Annotated in this window: 10 protein-coding genes; 6 read left to right on the plus strand and 4 right to left on the minus strand. The window is 61.0% G+C overall.

The window, feature by feature from the left end:
* Positions 1 to 167 precede the first annotated feature (167 nt).
* Together BFQ04_RS04915 and ppsA are read right to left on the minus strand one after the other, a co-directional pair.
* Entirely contained in the window at positions 168 to 1,157 is a 990-nt protein-coding gene (locus tag BFQ04_RS04915) for an alpha/beta fold hydrolase (RefSeq protein WP_065949829.1), read from the minus strand.
* Between the two features lie 106 nt (positions 1,158 to 1,263).
* Positions 1,264 to 3,639 (minus strand): phosphoenolpyruvate synthase, encoded by a 2,376-nt coding sequence (ppsA, locus tag BFQ04_RS04920; RefSeq protein WP_065949830.1) that lies wholly within the window; start codon positions 3,637 to 3,639, stop codon positions 1,264 to 1,266.
* A gap of 178 nt (positions 3,640 to 3,817) precedes the next feature.
* Between ppsA and BFQ04_RS04925 the strand changes: the two genes are divergently transcribed.
* Positions 3,818 to 4,636 carry a posphoenolpyruvate synthetase regulatory kinase/phosphorylase PpsR gene (locus tag BFQ04_RS04925; protein ID WP_003230310.1) on the plus strand — a complete coding sequence of 273 codons (819 nt, stop codon included), beginning with the start codon at positions 3,818 to 3,820 and terminating at the stop codon, positions 4,634 to 4,636.
* Between the two features lie 111 nt (positions 4,637 to 4,747).
* Here the strand turns inward: BFQ04_RS04925 and BFQ04_RS04930 are convergent, their stop codons facing one another.
* Positions 4,748 to 6,172: an aminotransferase-like domain-containing protein gene (locus BFQ04_RS04930; protein WP_065949881.1), complete on the minus strand. Its 1,425-nt coding sequence runs from the start codon at positions 6,170 to 6,172 to the stop codon at positions 4,748 to 4,750.
* Positions 6,173 to 6,332: 160 nt separating this feature from the next.
* On the opposite strand from BFQ04_RS04930, the gene BFQ04_RS04935 reads away from it, so the two are divergent.
* The 5 genes from BFQ04_RS04935 to BFQ04_RS04955 are packed head-to-tail and all read left to right on the plus strand — an operon-like array spanning position 6,333 to position 11,817.
* Positions 6,333 to 7,226: a DMT family transporter gene (locus BFQ04_RS04935; protein WP_175413250.1), complete on the plus strand. Its 894-nt coding sequence runs from the start codon at positions 6,333 to 6,335 to the stop codon at positions 7,224 to 7,226.
* A 35-nt stretch (positions 7,227 to 7,261) separates the two neighbouring features.
* The gene (gene moeB / locus BFQ04_RS04940; protein WP_065949832.1) at positions 7,262 to 9,124 is read left to right on the plus strand and encodes a molybdopterin-synthase adenylyltransferase MoeB; all 1,863 of its coding nucleotides are present in this window, start codon (positions 7,262 to 7,264) and stop codon (positions 9,122 to 9,124) included.
* 14 nt (positions 9,125 to 9,138) lie between these two features.
* Positions 9,139 to 10,053, plus strand: a complete 915-nt coding sequence (locus tag BFQ04_RS04945; RefSeq protein WP_065949833.1) for a PLP-dependent cysteine synthase family protein — start codon at positions 9,139 to 9,141, stop codon at positions 10,051 to 10,053.
* A 37-nt stretch (positions 10,054 to 10,090) separates the two neighbouring features.
* Positions 10,091 to 11,083, plus strand: a complete 993-nt coding sequence (locus tag BFQ04_RS04950; protein WP_065949834.1) for a serine O-acetyltransferase — start codon at positions 10,091 to 10,093, stop codon at positions 11,081 to 11,083.
* Between the two features lie 2 nt (positions 11,084 to 11,085).
* Positions 11,086 to 11,817 (plus strand): alanyl-tRNA editing protein, encoded by a 732-nt coding sequence (locus BFQ04_RS04955; protein ID WP_065949835.1) that lies wholly within the window; start codon positions 11,086 to 11,088, stop codon positions 11,815 to 11,817.
* Positions 11,818 to 11,924: 107 nt separating this feature from the next.
* Here the strand turns inward: BFQ04_RS04955 and prpD are convergent, their stop codons facing one another.
* On the minus strand, positions 11,925 to 13,409 hold the full coding sequence (gene prpD, locus BFQ04_RS04960; RefSeq protein WP_065949836.1) for a 2-methylcitrate dehydratase: 1,485 nt from the start codon (positions 13,407 to 13,409) through the stop codon (positions 11,925 to 11,927).
* Positions 13,410 to 13,589 lie beyond the last annotated feature (180 nt).

The following is a 13,589-nucleotide window of genomic DNA, read 5'->3' on the forward strand; positions in this document are numbered from 1 at the left end:
TGCAGCAGGCATTCTTTAAGTGCTCGGCCACTGGCGCCGGCCATGATCAAAGCGCAATCAACGCAACGCAATAGTCGTTACGCGACTGAATATGACCAGAAGCGCCTGAGGCGTCATATCTTAGCCGCAACCACTCAAGAGTGAAACGGCCTCGATGGCGCGCTTCGTCAAACCGCCACAGCCACCTCTGGCCGGGTGCCGAGCACAGGTGTCAGCGGATCTTTCAACCAGCGTTCCACCAAGGGCCACACTTGGGCCTGCGCGGCTTTGCTGACCAGCATTTGTACATGCCCGAAATCTTCGGTAAAACCCTGCTGACGTCCCAGGCACAGGTACTGGCGATGCTCGCTGCCGACTTGCTCGAACAGCTTGCGACATGCCCAGTCCGGATCCTGCCGATCGCCCGCCGCACTGACCGCCAACAACGGCACGTCGACCGCTGCCAGGCCTTTCCACCAATCCCGCTCGCCGTCGCCAAAGCGGCCGAACAGGCCATTCCAACGCAGCGCTTCGATTATCACACCGGCCGGTTCGTCCTCCGGTCCACGCTTGAAGCGTGGGCCAGACACCTGAGCTAGACGCTTCAGGATAAATCGACCGCCCCACTCCACCGGTGGAATTTTCAACGGCCAATGCGTGCGGCTGACCTGGCAACCAAATAACGCCACTGAGGCCACCGACTGCGCGTTCAAGGTTTGCCCTCCCAGCGCCGCAGCCAACGTCGTGGCGCCGAGGGAATGCCCGATCCAGTGCGGCACCTGCCCACTTTGCTCGTGCACAAAGGCGCCGATGGCCGGCAAATCGTAGCGCGCATAATCGGAGACACGGTTGCGCACGTAGTCGTGGTTGCGCCTGGACAGGCCATGGCCGCGCATTTCCGGGATCCACACATCAAAACCGCGGCGCGCCAGGTGAGCGCCCAGGCCAATGCCCTTGGGCGAATACCAGAAGCGCCGATTGGAAAAACTGCCGTGCAGGAAAATAACCGGCGTGCCCCGGTTTTCCGGGACATCGGCCAGGCCCAACCGGGTAACCGCCAGCTCGACGGTAGCGTCGGGGCTGTTGCCGGGTTTGAGACGGTACACATCTTCACTCAGGTCGCCACGACGTTCAGCGCTGATCAGGGCGACGGGAAACAGGTTGCTGCTGCTTTGCATAATGCTCTTGCACAAAAAAGGGCGGCGTTCGGTAGGAATTCCGCCCTGTACAGATAAGAATGCCGGTCACCCTCGACAGGTGACCGGCACTTTTGACGTAGCGGCTTTAAGCGGACGCTTGACCTTCGGCCAGGAAGAACCAGGTTTCAAGCACGGAATCGGGGTTCAGCGAGACGCTTTCGATACCCTGTTCCATCAGCCATCTGGCCAGGTCAGGGTGATCGGACGGGCCCTGGCCACAGATACCGATGTACTTGCCGGCCTTGTTACAGGCCTGGATGGCGTTGGACAGCAGCTTCTTGACCGCAGGATTTCGCTCGTCGAACAGGTGGGCGATGATCCCGGAGTCACGGTCCAGGCCCAGGGTCAGCTGGGTCAGGTCGTTGGAGCCGATGGAGAAACCGTCGAAGAACTCCAGGAATTCCTCGGCCAGGATGGCGTTGGACGGCAGCTCGCACATCATGATCACGCGCAGGCCGTTTTCGCCGCGGCTCAGACCGTTTTCGGCCAGCAGATCAACCACCTGGCTCGCCTCGCCCAGGGTACGCACGAACGGCACCATGATTTCGACGTTGGTCAGCCCCATCTCGTTGCGCACACGCTTGAGGGCGCGGCACTCGAGTTCGAAGCAGTCACGGAAGGCCTCGCTGATGTAACGCGAGGCGCCACGGAAACCCAGCATCGGGTTTTCTTCTTCCGGCTCGTAAAGCTTGCCGCCGATCAGGTTGGCGTATTCGTTGGACTTGAAGTCCGACAGCCGCACGATGACCTTTTTCGGGTAGAACGCCGCCGCCAGGGTGCTGATGCCTTCCACCAGCTTCTCGACGTAGAAGCCCACCGGGTCGTTGTAACCGGCGATGCGCTTGTCGACGCTTTCCTTGATGTCCAGCGGCAGGCCGGCGTAGTTCAACAGGGCCTTGGGGTGCACGCCGATCATGCGGTTGATGATGAATTCCAGGCGGGCCAGGCCCACACCGGCGTTCGGCAACTGCGCGAAGTCGAAGGCGCGGTCCGGGTTGCCGACGTTCATCATGATCTTGAACGGCAGGTCCGGCATGGCGTCGATGGAGTTCTGCTTGATGTCGAAGCCCAGCTCGCCTTCGAAGATGAAGCCGGTGTCGCCTTCGGCGCAGGACACCGTCACACCCTGGCCATCTTTCAACAGCTGCGTGGCGTTGCCGCAACCGACAACCGCAGGAATCCCCAGCTCACGGGCGATGATCGCCGCGTGGCACGTGCGCCCGCCACGGTTGGTAACGATGGCGCTGGCACGCTTCATCACCGGCTCCCAGTCCGGATCGGTCATGTCGGAGACCAGCACGTCACCCGGCTGGACTTTGTCCATCTCGGACACGTCCTTGATGATGCGCACCTTGCCGGCGCCGATGCGCTGGCCGATGGCGCGGCCTTCCACCAGCACGGTGCCGGTTTCCTTGAGCAGGTAGCGTTCCATGACGTTGGCCGACGTGCGGCTCTTAACGGTCTCGGGACGGGCCTGCACGATGTACAGCTTGCCGTCGTCACCGTCCTTGGCCCACTCGATGTCCATCGGGCACTTGTAGTGCTTCTCGATGATCATCGCTTGCTTGGCCAGCTCGCTGACTTCAGCGTCGGTCAGGCAGAAACGCGCACGCTCAGCCTTGTCGACGTCAACCGTTTTAACCGAGCGACCAGCCTTGGCCTCGTCGCCGTAGATCATCTTGATCGCCTTGCTGCCCAGGTTGCGGCGCAGGATGGCCGGGCGTCCGGCCTCAAGGGTGTGCTTGTGCACGTAGAATTCGTCAGGGTTGACCGCGCCTTGTACGACGGTTTCGCCCAGGCCGTAGGCGCCGGTGATAAACACCACGTCACGAAAGCCCGATTCGGTGTCCAGAGTGAACATCACACCGGCGGTGCCGGTTTCCGAACGCACCATGCGCTGCACACCGGCAGACAAGGCCACCAGCTTGTGGTCGAAACCCTGGTGCACGCGGTAGGAAATGGCGCGGTCGTTGAACAGCGAGGCAAAAACTTCCTTGGCCGCGCGGATCACGTTTTCCACGCCGCGGATGTTCAGGAACGTTTCCTGCTGACCGGCGAAAGAGGCGTCCGGCAAGTCTTCGGCGGTGGCCGAGGAGCGCACGGCGACAGCCATGTCCGGGTTGCCGGCGGACAAGGTGGCGAAGGCGGTGCGGATTTCTTCGTTGAGCTTCTCGGGGAACTCGGCTTCCATGATCCATTGACGGATCTGGGCGCCGGTCCTGGCCAGGGCGTTGACGTCATCGACGTCCAGAGCGTCCAGCGCGGCGTGGATCTGGGCGTTCAGGCCGCTCAGCTCGAGGAAATCACGGTAAGCCTGGGCCGTGGTGGCGAAACCACCCGGCACCGAGACACCGGCGCCTGCAAGATTACTGATCATCTCGCCGAGGGATGCGTTCTTGCCCCCCACGTGCTCTACATCATGGACGCCGAGCTTATCGAGGGAAACTACGTACTCTACCAAGGTGATCTCTCCACTTTCTGTGTTGGAAAAGCTCAGGACGCGGCTTGCTCAGTAGGAGCGAACGCCAGCGCTTGTGGCCTGGACCTGGAAAATAAGTGAGAATGCGGCCCACTGCGGGACGGCAAAATCGCGCCTATCATATCCAAGATTCGCCATCAGCTTAAGGCCCAGGGCTCAAATGAAACGATCTGCTTTCTTTATTTCCGATGGCACCGGCATCACGGCCGAAACACTGGGCCAGAGCCTGCTCGCGCAGTTCGAAAACATTACCTTCGCCAAATTCACGCGACCTTATATAGACAGCGTGGATAAAGCGCGGGCCATGGTACAACAAATCAATCTGGCGGCTGAAAAAGACGGTTGTCGCCCGATCATTTTCGACACCATCGTCAATCAAGACATTCGTGAGATTCTCGCGACCTCGAATGGTTTCATGATCGACATTTTCTCCACGTTCCTGGCGCCATTGGAACAGGAGTTGAGCGAGCATTCCTCTTACTCCGTCGGAAAGTCCCATTCCATTGGTCATAATTCCAATTATATGGAGCGTATCGAGGCAGTGAACTTCGCCCTCGACAACGACGACGGCGCCCGCACGCACTATTACGACAAGGCCGACCTGATCCTGGTGGGCGTGTCGCGCTGCGGCAAGACCCCGACCTGCCTGTACATGGCCATGCAATTCGGTATTCGCGCGGCCAATTACCCGCTGACGGAAGACGACATGGAACACCTGACGCTGCCCGCCGCGCTGCGCGCCCATTCGCACAAGCTGTTCGGCCTGACCATCGACCCGGACCGCCTCACCGCGATCCGGAATGAACGCAAGCCCAACAGCCGTTATTCAAGTTACGCCCAGTGTGAGTTCGAAGTGCGCGAAGTGGAAAATCTGTTCCGTCGCGAAAATATTGCGCACATCAATTCCACGCATTTTTCGGTGGAAGAGATTTCGGCGAAGATTCTGGTGGAGAAGGGTGTGGAGCGCAGGTTTAAGTGAGGCAGCGGCAAGCTGCAAGCTGCAAGCTGCAAGCTATAAGCTGCAAGAACATGCCACTCGGCTCTCGTCTTGAAGCTTGAAGCTTGAAGCTTACGTCTTGCGCCTTAACACCTACAACTGAAACCGCCCGCCCCCCTGCCCCAGCGCCGTCGCCAGCGCATCGAACCCCGCCCGCAGCAACTGATCATCCCCCGAGGTATTGCAAATACTTGCCCGGATAAACTGCGGCACCGCCGTCTGCCCCACGGCAAACGCTTCGGCGGTCGCGATCAGGTAGTTGTTCTGCTTGAGTTCTGCCTCGATTTCCGACGCGCGCCAGGGTTCCGGCACTTCGATCCAGAAGTGCGGGCTGTTGAGGTGAGTGCGATACTGCAGACCGCTCAATAAGCCCTCGACCAAGGCCTTGCGCCGGCTTATCTCGTTGATCTGCTGGCGCAGCAGGTATTCCGCCGTGCCGTTTTCGATCCATTGGGTCGCCAGTTCCAGGGTCACCGGGGTGGCCATCCAGCAGGTCGAACGCAGTGCCGCCGACACCCGGCTGACCAGCGCCGGCGGCGCATGCACATAGCCCACGCGCAGCCCGGCCGATACCGCCTTGCTCAAGCTGCTGATCAGGATCGTACGTTCAGGGGCGAAGTAACTGAGGGGCGGAGGACGATCCTCGACCAGCACGCCATGGGCTTCATCCTCCAGAATCAGCAGATTATGTTCACGACAGACCTTGGCCAACGCTTCACGGCGCGGGACTGACAACACTGCGGTTGTGGGATTCTGGATCGTTGGCGTGCAATACAGCGCCGAAACCCGGTGATTTCGACAGACTTCATCCAGCGCACCCGGCAGCACGCCTTCTTCATCCATCTCCAGCCCGATCAACCGCACACCCAGCATCCGCGCGGCGGTGATAAGCCCCGGGTAAGTCAGTTGCTCGGTGACCACCGTGTCGCCGGCGCGCAGCAACGCCATCATCGCGCAGAGCAAGCCATGCTGGCCGCCATTGACGCAGATGACCTGCTCGGGAATCGGATGAAAGTCGCGCTGCACCAGCCATTGCGCACCGGCCTCGCGATAGCGCGGCAGGCCCGCGTCCGGGGTATAGGCGCTGATGTCCTGGAGAAATTTGCCGTTGGTCGACAGGGTTTGGAAGCTCTGGGCAAGGAATACCGTTTCCTGCCCCGGAATATGCATGTTGCGGCTCATGTCGAAGTACTGGCGTGGCTCCTCGCTGAAGTTGCGAAAGCCTTCATCACGCTGGCGCTCCATCCCACGCTTGCGCACGAATGTACCGTCACCCACACGCGCCACCACCAAACCCAACCGCTCCAGCTCACCGTAGGCCCGGCTGATGGTGCCGATAGTGACGCCCAGATTGTCGGAAAGCACCCGATGAGGCGGCAGTTTTCTTCCCGGTTCAATCGTGCCTTCAAGGATGCCCCGTTCCATGACATCGGACAGGCGCTTGTACTTCACGCCCTGACCGTTGGACAACCCCTCACGCATAATTGACACCATGTCAATATTTGTTTTGACAGTCATCATTCGCCCTAATAGTGTGCTTTTGCGGGTTCAATCACCGGATTGAATCACTTATAACAAGTTCAATATAGAGTTCAATTCCGGCTCAGGGAAGCAATAAACGATGCCAATGTCCGCCATTCTTGAAAACACCGCAAAAACCAAAACCCGGAAACAATGGCTGGCCGGCTTGATCACCAGCGTCATGTTCCTGATCGTGTGCCTGAGCTGGGGCACTACCTGGCTGGGCATCAAGATTGCGGTGGAAAGCGTGCCGCCGCTGACGTCAGCAGGCCTGCGCTTCCTGATCGCCTTCCCGCTGTTCCTGTGTTTCGCCATGGTGCGCCGTGAGCCGATTGTGTTCCCACGGGAAAGCCGCTGGTTCTTCGTGTTCGTGACCCTGTCCTACTTCAGCATTCCCTATTACCTGCTCAACTACGGCGAGATGCACGTCTCGTCCGGTCTGACTGCCCTGCTGTTCAGCTGCATGCCGGTGTTTATCCTGATCTTCTCCGCGCTGTTCCTGCGTGAGCGCATCTACCTGTCCCAGGTGGTCGGCATCGGCATCGGTTTCGGCAGCCTCTACATGATCATCAAGAGCCAGGGCCTGCACCTGGACCATGCCGAGTTCTTCGGCGTACTGGCGATTCTGACCGCCGCGATCATGCACGCGTTGTGCTACGTGATTACCAAACAAAAAGGCAGCGCCATCGGTGTCATCACCTATAACACCCTGCCCATCGGCATTGCCGGGCTGATGCTGTTCGTGGCCGGCCTGTGGTTTGAAAACCCGACGTTCGACGCCATCACCCTGCGTTCCTGGAGCGCGCTGTTCTACCTTGGGCTGGTCGCTTCGGTGGGCGGTTTCATTGTGTATTTCATGCTGCTCAAGCGCCTGAGCCCGATCATCCTGTCATTCGTGTTCATCATCTTTCCGGTGTTCGCAGTCATCATCGGTGCCTGGTACGAAGGGGTGGAGATTTCCCGTGACCTGATGCTGTACTCGGCGATCCTGCTGGCCGGCTTTGCGATCACCAAGCTGCCCATCGAAAAACTGCTGGCCAACAAAAATTGACCCCTGCACCCATCACCCAGCGACGCGAGAGAAACATGGATGTCCTGCGCCCCGAAGCCCTGGAACAGATCTACGCCCACGCCAGCCGCAGCTATCCCGAGGAGTGCTGCGGTTTTATCTTCGCCGACGGCAGTGTGTACCTGGGCAGCAATATCCAGAACGAGTTGCACCGCAGAAACCCGCAGATGTACCCGCGCAGCGCGGCCAACGGCTACACCTTTTCAGTCGCCGATACGCTGCTGATGAACAAGGCGTTTCGCAGCGACAACCCGGTGGTGGTGATCTACCACTCGCACCCGGATGTCGGCGCCTATTTCAGTGATGAAGACCAGGACAAGGCGCTGTTCCTGGGCGAGCCGATCTACCCTGTAGGCTACCTGGTGGTGGATGTTCGCCAGGGCCAGGCCCTGGGGTCAAAGCTGTTTGCCTGGGATGGCAAGCATTTCGCCCTTCAACCTTTCAACGACCTGCACACGGAGTTGTCCATGAACGCTGTCTCTTTCCCCGACATTCTGGTTCGCGTGGCCAAGCTGCCGCAATCGACCCTCGAGGGCGCAGGATCGACATTGCGCGAAGTCATTGAAAACCTCTGCGACAGTCACCCACAGTTGCGCCCGCATCTGTTTCACGAGCAGAACAACCAGCTCAAGGAACACTTCCTGTTTACCGCCGAGGAAGCGTTGATCGACGCCGACGACAGCTTGCCGGAAAAGGCCCGGATCGAAGTGCTGCTGGCGACCTCCGGCGGCATCGACGTCGACACCCTGAGCAACGAAGAAGTGCAACGCTACGTACGCCATATCACTCTGCCCGGTGTCGGCCGTGAAGGTCAGTTGAACCTGAAGAAAGCCAGGGTGCTGATCATCGGCACCGGTGGCCTGGGCTCACCCATCAGCCTGTACCTGGCGGCGGCCGGCATCGGCACCCTGGGCCTGGTGGACTTCGACGTGGTGGAAAGCAGCAATCTGCAACGCCAGATCGTACACGGCAACAGCACCCTGGGCATGCCCAAGGTGGAGTCCGCCAGGCAACGTTTGCAGGATCTGAACCCCCACATCCAGATCAACACACACAACACCGCGCTCGATACCGACAACGCCCTGGAACTGGTGGGCGCCTATGACCTGGTGATCGATGGCACAGACAATTTCGACACCCGCTACCTGGTCAATGACGCCTGCGTGCAGCTGGGCAAGCCTCTGGTATACGGCGCCATCTACCGCTTCGACGGGCAAATCAGTGTGCTCAACCATAAAGGCGGGCCGTGCTACCGCTGCCTGTTCCCCAAGGCCCCGCCCGCAGAGCTGGCCCCCAATTGCAGCGCCGGCGGGGTCATCGGCGTGTTGCCGGGGGTGGTCGGCATGATCCAGGCGACCGAGGCGATCAAATTGCTTATCGGCATTGGCGAACCTTTGTCCGGCCGCTTGATGCGCTTCGATGCGCTGGCCATGAAATTCAGCGAAATCCGTTTCAAGCGCCGTGCCGACTGCCCGTGCTGCTCAGACCTGCGCCACAGCCAGACCGCCACGCCAGCGGTGTGCGCGGACGCCGTGCCGAGCCACCCGTCCCTGGCCGACGAGCGCTACATTGAGCCCCGCGTGCTCAAGCAAGTGATCGACAACCCCCGCAGCGCCGACGTGTTGCTCGACGTACGCGACGCCAGCGAACTGGAAGTGTGCAAATTACCAGGCGTGGTGCACATCCCCCTGGCCGAGCTCGATGAGCAGCTCGGCAGCCTGAGCCGCGACAACACCCATTACCTGATCTGCTACGCCGGCACCCGCGCCGAGCAGGCCGCCAGCACCTTGCTGGCGGCGGGCTTCGCCAACACCAAAGTCCTGCAGGGCGGCATGAAACATTGGGTGCGCGACGTCGAACCCGACATGCCGCTGTACTGACCGGGGGCCGACCGATGCTGCATAACTCCATTCTCGACGTGATCGGCCAGACCCCGATCGTGCGTCTGGCGCAGTTTTCCGAAGACCTCGGCATCGAGGTCTACGCCAAGCTGGAATCCCTCAACCCGGGCGGCAGCCACAAGGCGCGCATCGCCCTGGGCATGATCCTCGACGCCGAGCGCCGGGGTGTGTTGATGCGCGACTCCGGGCAAACCATCATCGAACCCAGCGGTGGCAATACCGGCATCGGCCTGGTGATGGCTGGCAATGTGCTCGGCTACAAAGTGGTGCTGGTGATTCCGGACAACTACAGCCCGGAAAAACAGAAGCTGCTGCGCCTGTATGGCGCCAGGGTGGTGCTCTCGGACAGCCGCCTGGGTAACAACTCCCACGGCGAAAAGTGCATGGAGCTGCTGTTGGAAAATCCCAACTACGTGATGCTCAACCAGCAACGCAACGGCGCCAACCCGCAAACCCACCGCGACACCACTGCGCCGGAAATCCTCCGTGCCTTTGGCGAACGGCGTGTGGACTACTTCGTCAGCGGCATCGGCACCGGTGGGCATCTCACCGGGATCGGCGAAACCCTCAAGGCCGCCTGGCCGGCACTGCGCGTGATGGGCGTGGAACCGGAGGAATGCGACCTGCTCAAGGACCAGCACGCCCCGCACGCCATCCAGGGCCTGTCGATTGGCCTGATCCCGAGCATTCTCAACCTGGACGTGCTGGACGGCATGCTCAAGGTGTCGCATGGGGCGTGCCTGGAGATGATCAAACGCATCATGCGCACCGACGCCATCAGCCTGGGGCTGTCCTCGGCCGCCAATATGGTCGCCATCGCCCAACTCGCCCCGGAACTGCCGCCTGAAACGGTGGTGTTGACCATGGTCTACGACAATGCCGACAGCTACCTGCCCAGTTTCGAATAGCCGGTTACCCAACCAAACAGAATGCGGGGGTGCCTCCATGGGAGGCTTTATCGACATGCAACAGCTGCACGATGAGTTGCTGACCCACCTCATCCAGACCCTGACGCCCGGGCAGATGAAGCAGCTGGAACCGCACCTGGCGCCGCTGATCCAGAACGCTTCCCAGGCGGTGGCCGAGGACCTGATCGCCTACGCCTATCGCGACCCGGCATCGCGCGGACGCGGTGAGCTGATCCTGGAATCCTACGCTTCGTTCAAGGCGGTGTTGTTCTACCGGCTTGCACACCTGGTGTGGCATTTTCCGGAGCCCGCCCACGGCGTATTTACGCGCATGGCTCTCAAGCTCAGCAACCAGGGCAAGATCCTGTCCGGGGCCGAGATTCACCCGGCTGCGCGCATCGGCCGGCGCTTTGTGCTGGACCATGGCTACGGCACGGTCATCGGTGAAACCTGCGAGATCGGTCACGATTGCTACATCCTCTGCGGCGTGACCCTGGGCGCTCGCGGTATCGCCAACAACCCGGACGGCAAGCGTCATCCACGCCTGGGCAACCATGTCGAGGTCGGCGCCGGGGCGCGGGTGCTGGGCTATGTGCAGATCGGTGACAACGTGTTTATCAGCCCGTCCTGCGTCATTACCCAGGACGTGCCGGCGGGCACCAAGGTCAAAGTGGTCAACCAGATCCAGTTGCAGAAAAACGATGAATCGGAGCACAGCAGCTACCTCGGCGCGTTCGCCCTGGATGAGCGCCTGCACGTGGTCGGCGAGGTCGATGCGGGGCACAAGGTCACGGTGCTGGACGCCGACTTTCATCCACTGCCGGGGCTGATGCTCGAACCTACGGTGAAGGAGCGCCATCACCTGCAATTTCGCCTGCGCCGTCTCGACCTCGGCGAACAACTGCCACGCCTGCCGCTGAACCTGAAAGTCTGCGGGCCGGCGTTCGAAATTACCCTGCTCTCTCCCCCTGGCTTGAGTGCGATGGTGCGTCACCTGTTGCAAGCCAGCCCACTGATCGTCGGAGGTTGAACATGTCCGTGCACACCATGGAAACCCTGGCGCTGTTCGACAGCGCGCCCTATCAAAACGCCTTCAGCGCCCGGGTGATTGCCGTCAGCGAGCACGGCGTCGCGCTGGAGCACACCCTGTTCTACCCCACCGGCGGTGGACAACCGGGCGACACCGGCCACCTCATCCTGGCCGACGGCAGCCGCGTGCAGGTCACCGGCACGGTGCGCGATCCGGTGCTGCGCTCGATCATCTGGCACCAGGTGGAACATCGCCCGGCGCAACTGATCGCCGGCGCCCAGGTAGACGCCGGCCTGGACTGGGAGCGCCGCTACCAGCATATGAAGATGCACACGTGTCTGCACTTGCTCTGCTCCATCATCGACGCGCCCGTCACCGGTTGCAGTATCAGCGCGGACAAGGGTCGCCTGGATTTCGACCTGCCGGAAATGACCCTGGACAAGGACAGCATCACGCGCGACCTCAACGCACTGATCGAGCAGGCGCACCCGGTGCAAACCCTGTCGCTGGCCGCTACCGAGTACGCCACCCTGCTGCAGATCACCCGCACCCAGGCCGTGGCGCCGCCGGTCATCCAGGGTTCGGTGCGGGTGATTGAAATTGCGGGCATCGACATCCAGCCGTGCGGCGGCACCCATGTGCTCAATACCGAGGAAATCGGCCGGGTGTTCTGCGAGAAGATCGAGAAGAAGAGCAAGCACAACCGCAGGGTGATTTTGCGGTTTGAAGGCTGAAATGTGGGAGGGGGCTCGCCCCCGATGGCGGTGGATCAGTACCTGATGCACTGACTGACACTCCGCTATCGGGGGCAAGTCCCCTCCCACACTGGCCGAGTTGTTTTCTAGATCATGAACAGGTCCATGAAACGGTTGACTGGCGTAGCCTCAAGCCGTGCCTGGTCCTTGCACAAGGCAAAAATCTCGGCGCTGCGCTGCGCGGGGAAGCGCGTCGCCAGATTGGCTTTGAACTTGGCTTCCAGCAGAGGAATGCCTTGCTCACGACGACGGCGATGGCCAATTGGATACTCTACCGTCACCTGCTCGGTGCAGGTGCCGTCGGTGAAGAACACCTGCACCGCATTGGCAATGGAGCGCTTGTCGGCCTCCAGGTATTCGCGGCTGTAACGCGGGTCTTCAACGATGACCATTTTCCCGCGCAGTTCATCGATGATTGGATGGGCCGCATGGAAGTGGTCTTCATAATGTTCGGCCACCAGGTCGCCGAAGGCCAAGGGCACGGCGGTCATGTATTGCAGGCAATGGTCACGGTCCGCCGCGTTGGCCAATGGGCCGACCTTGGAAATGATACGAATGGCCGACTCGTGGGTGGTGATCACGATACGTTCGATTTCATGCAGGCGCCGCTTGACCAGCGGATGCAAGGTGACCGCCGCTTCGCAGGCCGTCTGCGCGTGGAACTCGGCGGGAAAGCTGATCTTGAACAGCACGTTCTCCATCACGTAGGTGCCATAGGGTTGGGACAGGCTGAAGCGACGCTGTTCTTCAGGCTTAAGGGCCAGGTCCTTGTTGGTGTGGCTGAACACTACGTCGTAGAAGCCCCACTGCGGCGCGCTCAGCACACCGGGGATGCCCATCTCGCCGCGCAACGCGATATCCGCCAGGCGCACCCCGCGACTCGACGCATCGCCCGCCGCCCAGGACTTGCGCGAACCGGCATTGGGCGCATGGCGATAAGTGCGCAACGCTTGTCCGTCGACAAACGCATGGGACAAGGCGGCGAGCAGTTGCTCGCGGTTGGCGCCCATCAGTTTGGCGGTAACTGCCGTCGAGGCGACTTTGACCAGCAGCACATGGTCGAGGCCGACGCGGTTGAAGGCATTTTCCAGGGCAATCACGCCCTGGATCTCGTGGGCCATGATCATCGCCTCCAGCACGGTGCGTACGCTCAGCGGTGCGTCGCCGTTGGCCACGCGTTGCTGCGACAGATGATCAGCCACCGCGAGGATGCCGCCCAGATTGTCCGAAGGGTGGCCCCACTCCGCCGCGAGCCAGGTGTCGTTGTAATCGAGCCAGCGCACGATGCAGCCGATGTCCCAGGCAGCCTTGACCGGGTCCAGCCGCAACGAAGTGCCCGGTACCCGTGCGCCGAACGGCACAACGGTGCCTTCGACGAGCGGCCCCAGATGCTTGGTGCACTCGGGAAAGCGCAACGCCAGCAGGCCGCAGCCGAGGGTGTCCATCAGGCAGTTGCGTGCGGTGTCCAGGGCGGACTCGGACTCGATTCGGTAAGTGAGGACATAGTCGGCAATGTCCTGCAGGACCTGGTCGTAGTCGGGGCGGTTGTTCTGGTCGACGTTGGCGCTCATGGCAGTTCTCCAAAAAGGTTGGTTTATTCCTCAGGGTCACGGTTGATCATCAGGGCAGGTCTGGTTGCCTGCCTTGGAATAGAAATCCCCTGTGGGAGGGGGCTTGCCCCCGATGGGGGTGGGTCAGCTGATGAATGTGTCGACTGACACACCGCAATCGGGGGCAAGCCCCCTCCCACA

Origin of the sequence: Pseudomonas sp. 37 R 15 (assembly GCF_900004865.1) — a bacterium.
Lineage (GTDB): Bacteria > Pseudomonadota > Gammaproteobacteria > Pseudomonadales > Pseudomonadaceae > Aquipseudomonas > Aquipseudomonas fluorescens_AM.

Excerpts from the sequence above, each read along its gene's own strand:
- BFQ04_RS04915 (WP_065949829.1), bottom strand. The coding sequence starts at position 1,157 with ATGCAAAGCAGCAGCAACCTGTTTCCCGTCGCCCTGATCAGCGCTGAA.
- BFQ04_RS04925 (WP_003230310.1), top strand. The coding sequence starts at position 3,818 with ATGAAACGATCTGCTTTCTTTATTTCCGATGGCACCGGCATCACGGCC.
- BFQ04_RS04930 (WP_065949881.1), bottom strand. The coding sequence starts at position 6,172 with ATGACTGTCAAAACAAATATTGACATGGTGTCAATTATGCGTGAGGGG.
- moeB (WP_065949832.1), top strand. The coding sequence starts at position 7,262 with ATGGATGTCCTGCGCCCCGAAGCCCTGGAACAGATCTACGCCCACGCC.
- BFQ04_RS04945 (WP_065949833.1), top strand. The coding sequence starts at position 9,139 with ATGCTGCATAACTCCATTCTCGACGTGATCGGCCAGACCCCGATCGTG.
- BFQ04_RS04950 (WP_065949834.1), top strand. The coding sequence starts at position 10,091 with ATGGGAGGCTTTATCGACATGCAACAGCTGCACGATGAGTTGCTGACC.
- BFQ04_RS04955 (WP_065949835.1), top strand. The coding sequence starts at position 11,086 with ATGTCCGTGCACACCATGGAAACCCTGGCGCTGTTCGACAGCGCGCCC.
- prpD (WP_065949836.1), bottom strand. The coding sequence starts at position 13,409 with ATGAGCGCCAACGTCGACCAGAACAACCGCCCCGACTACGACCAGGTC.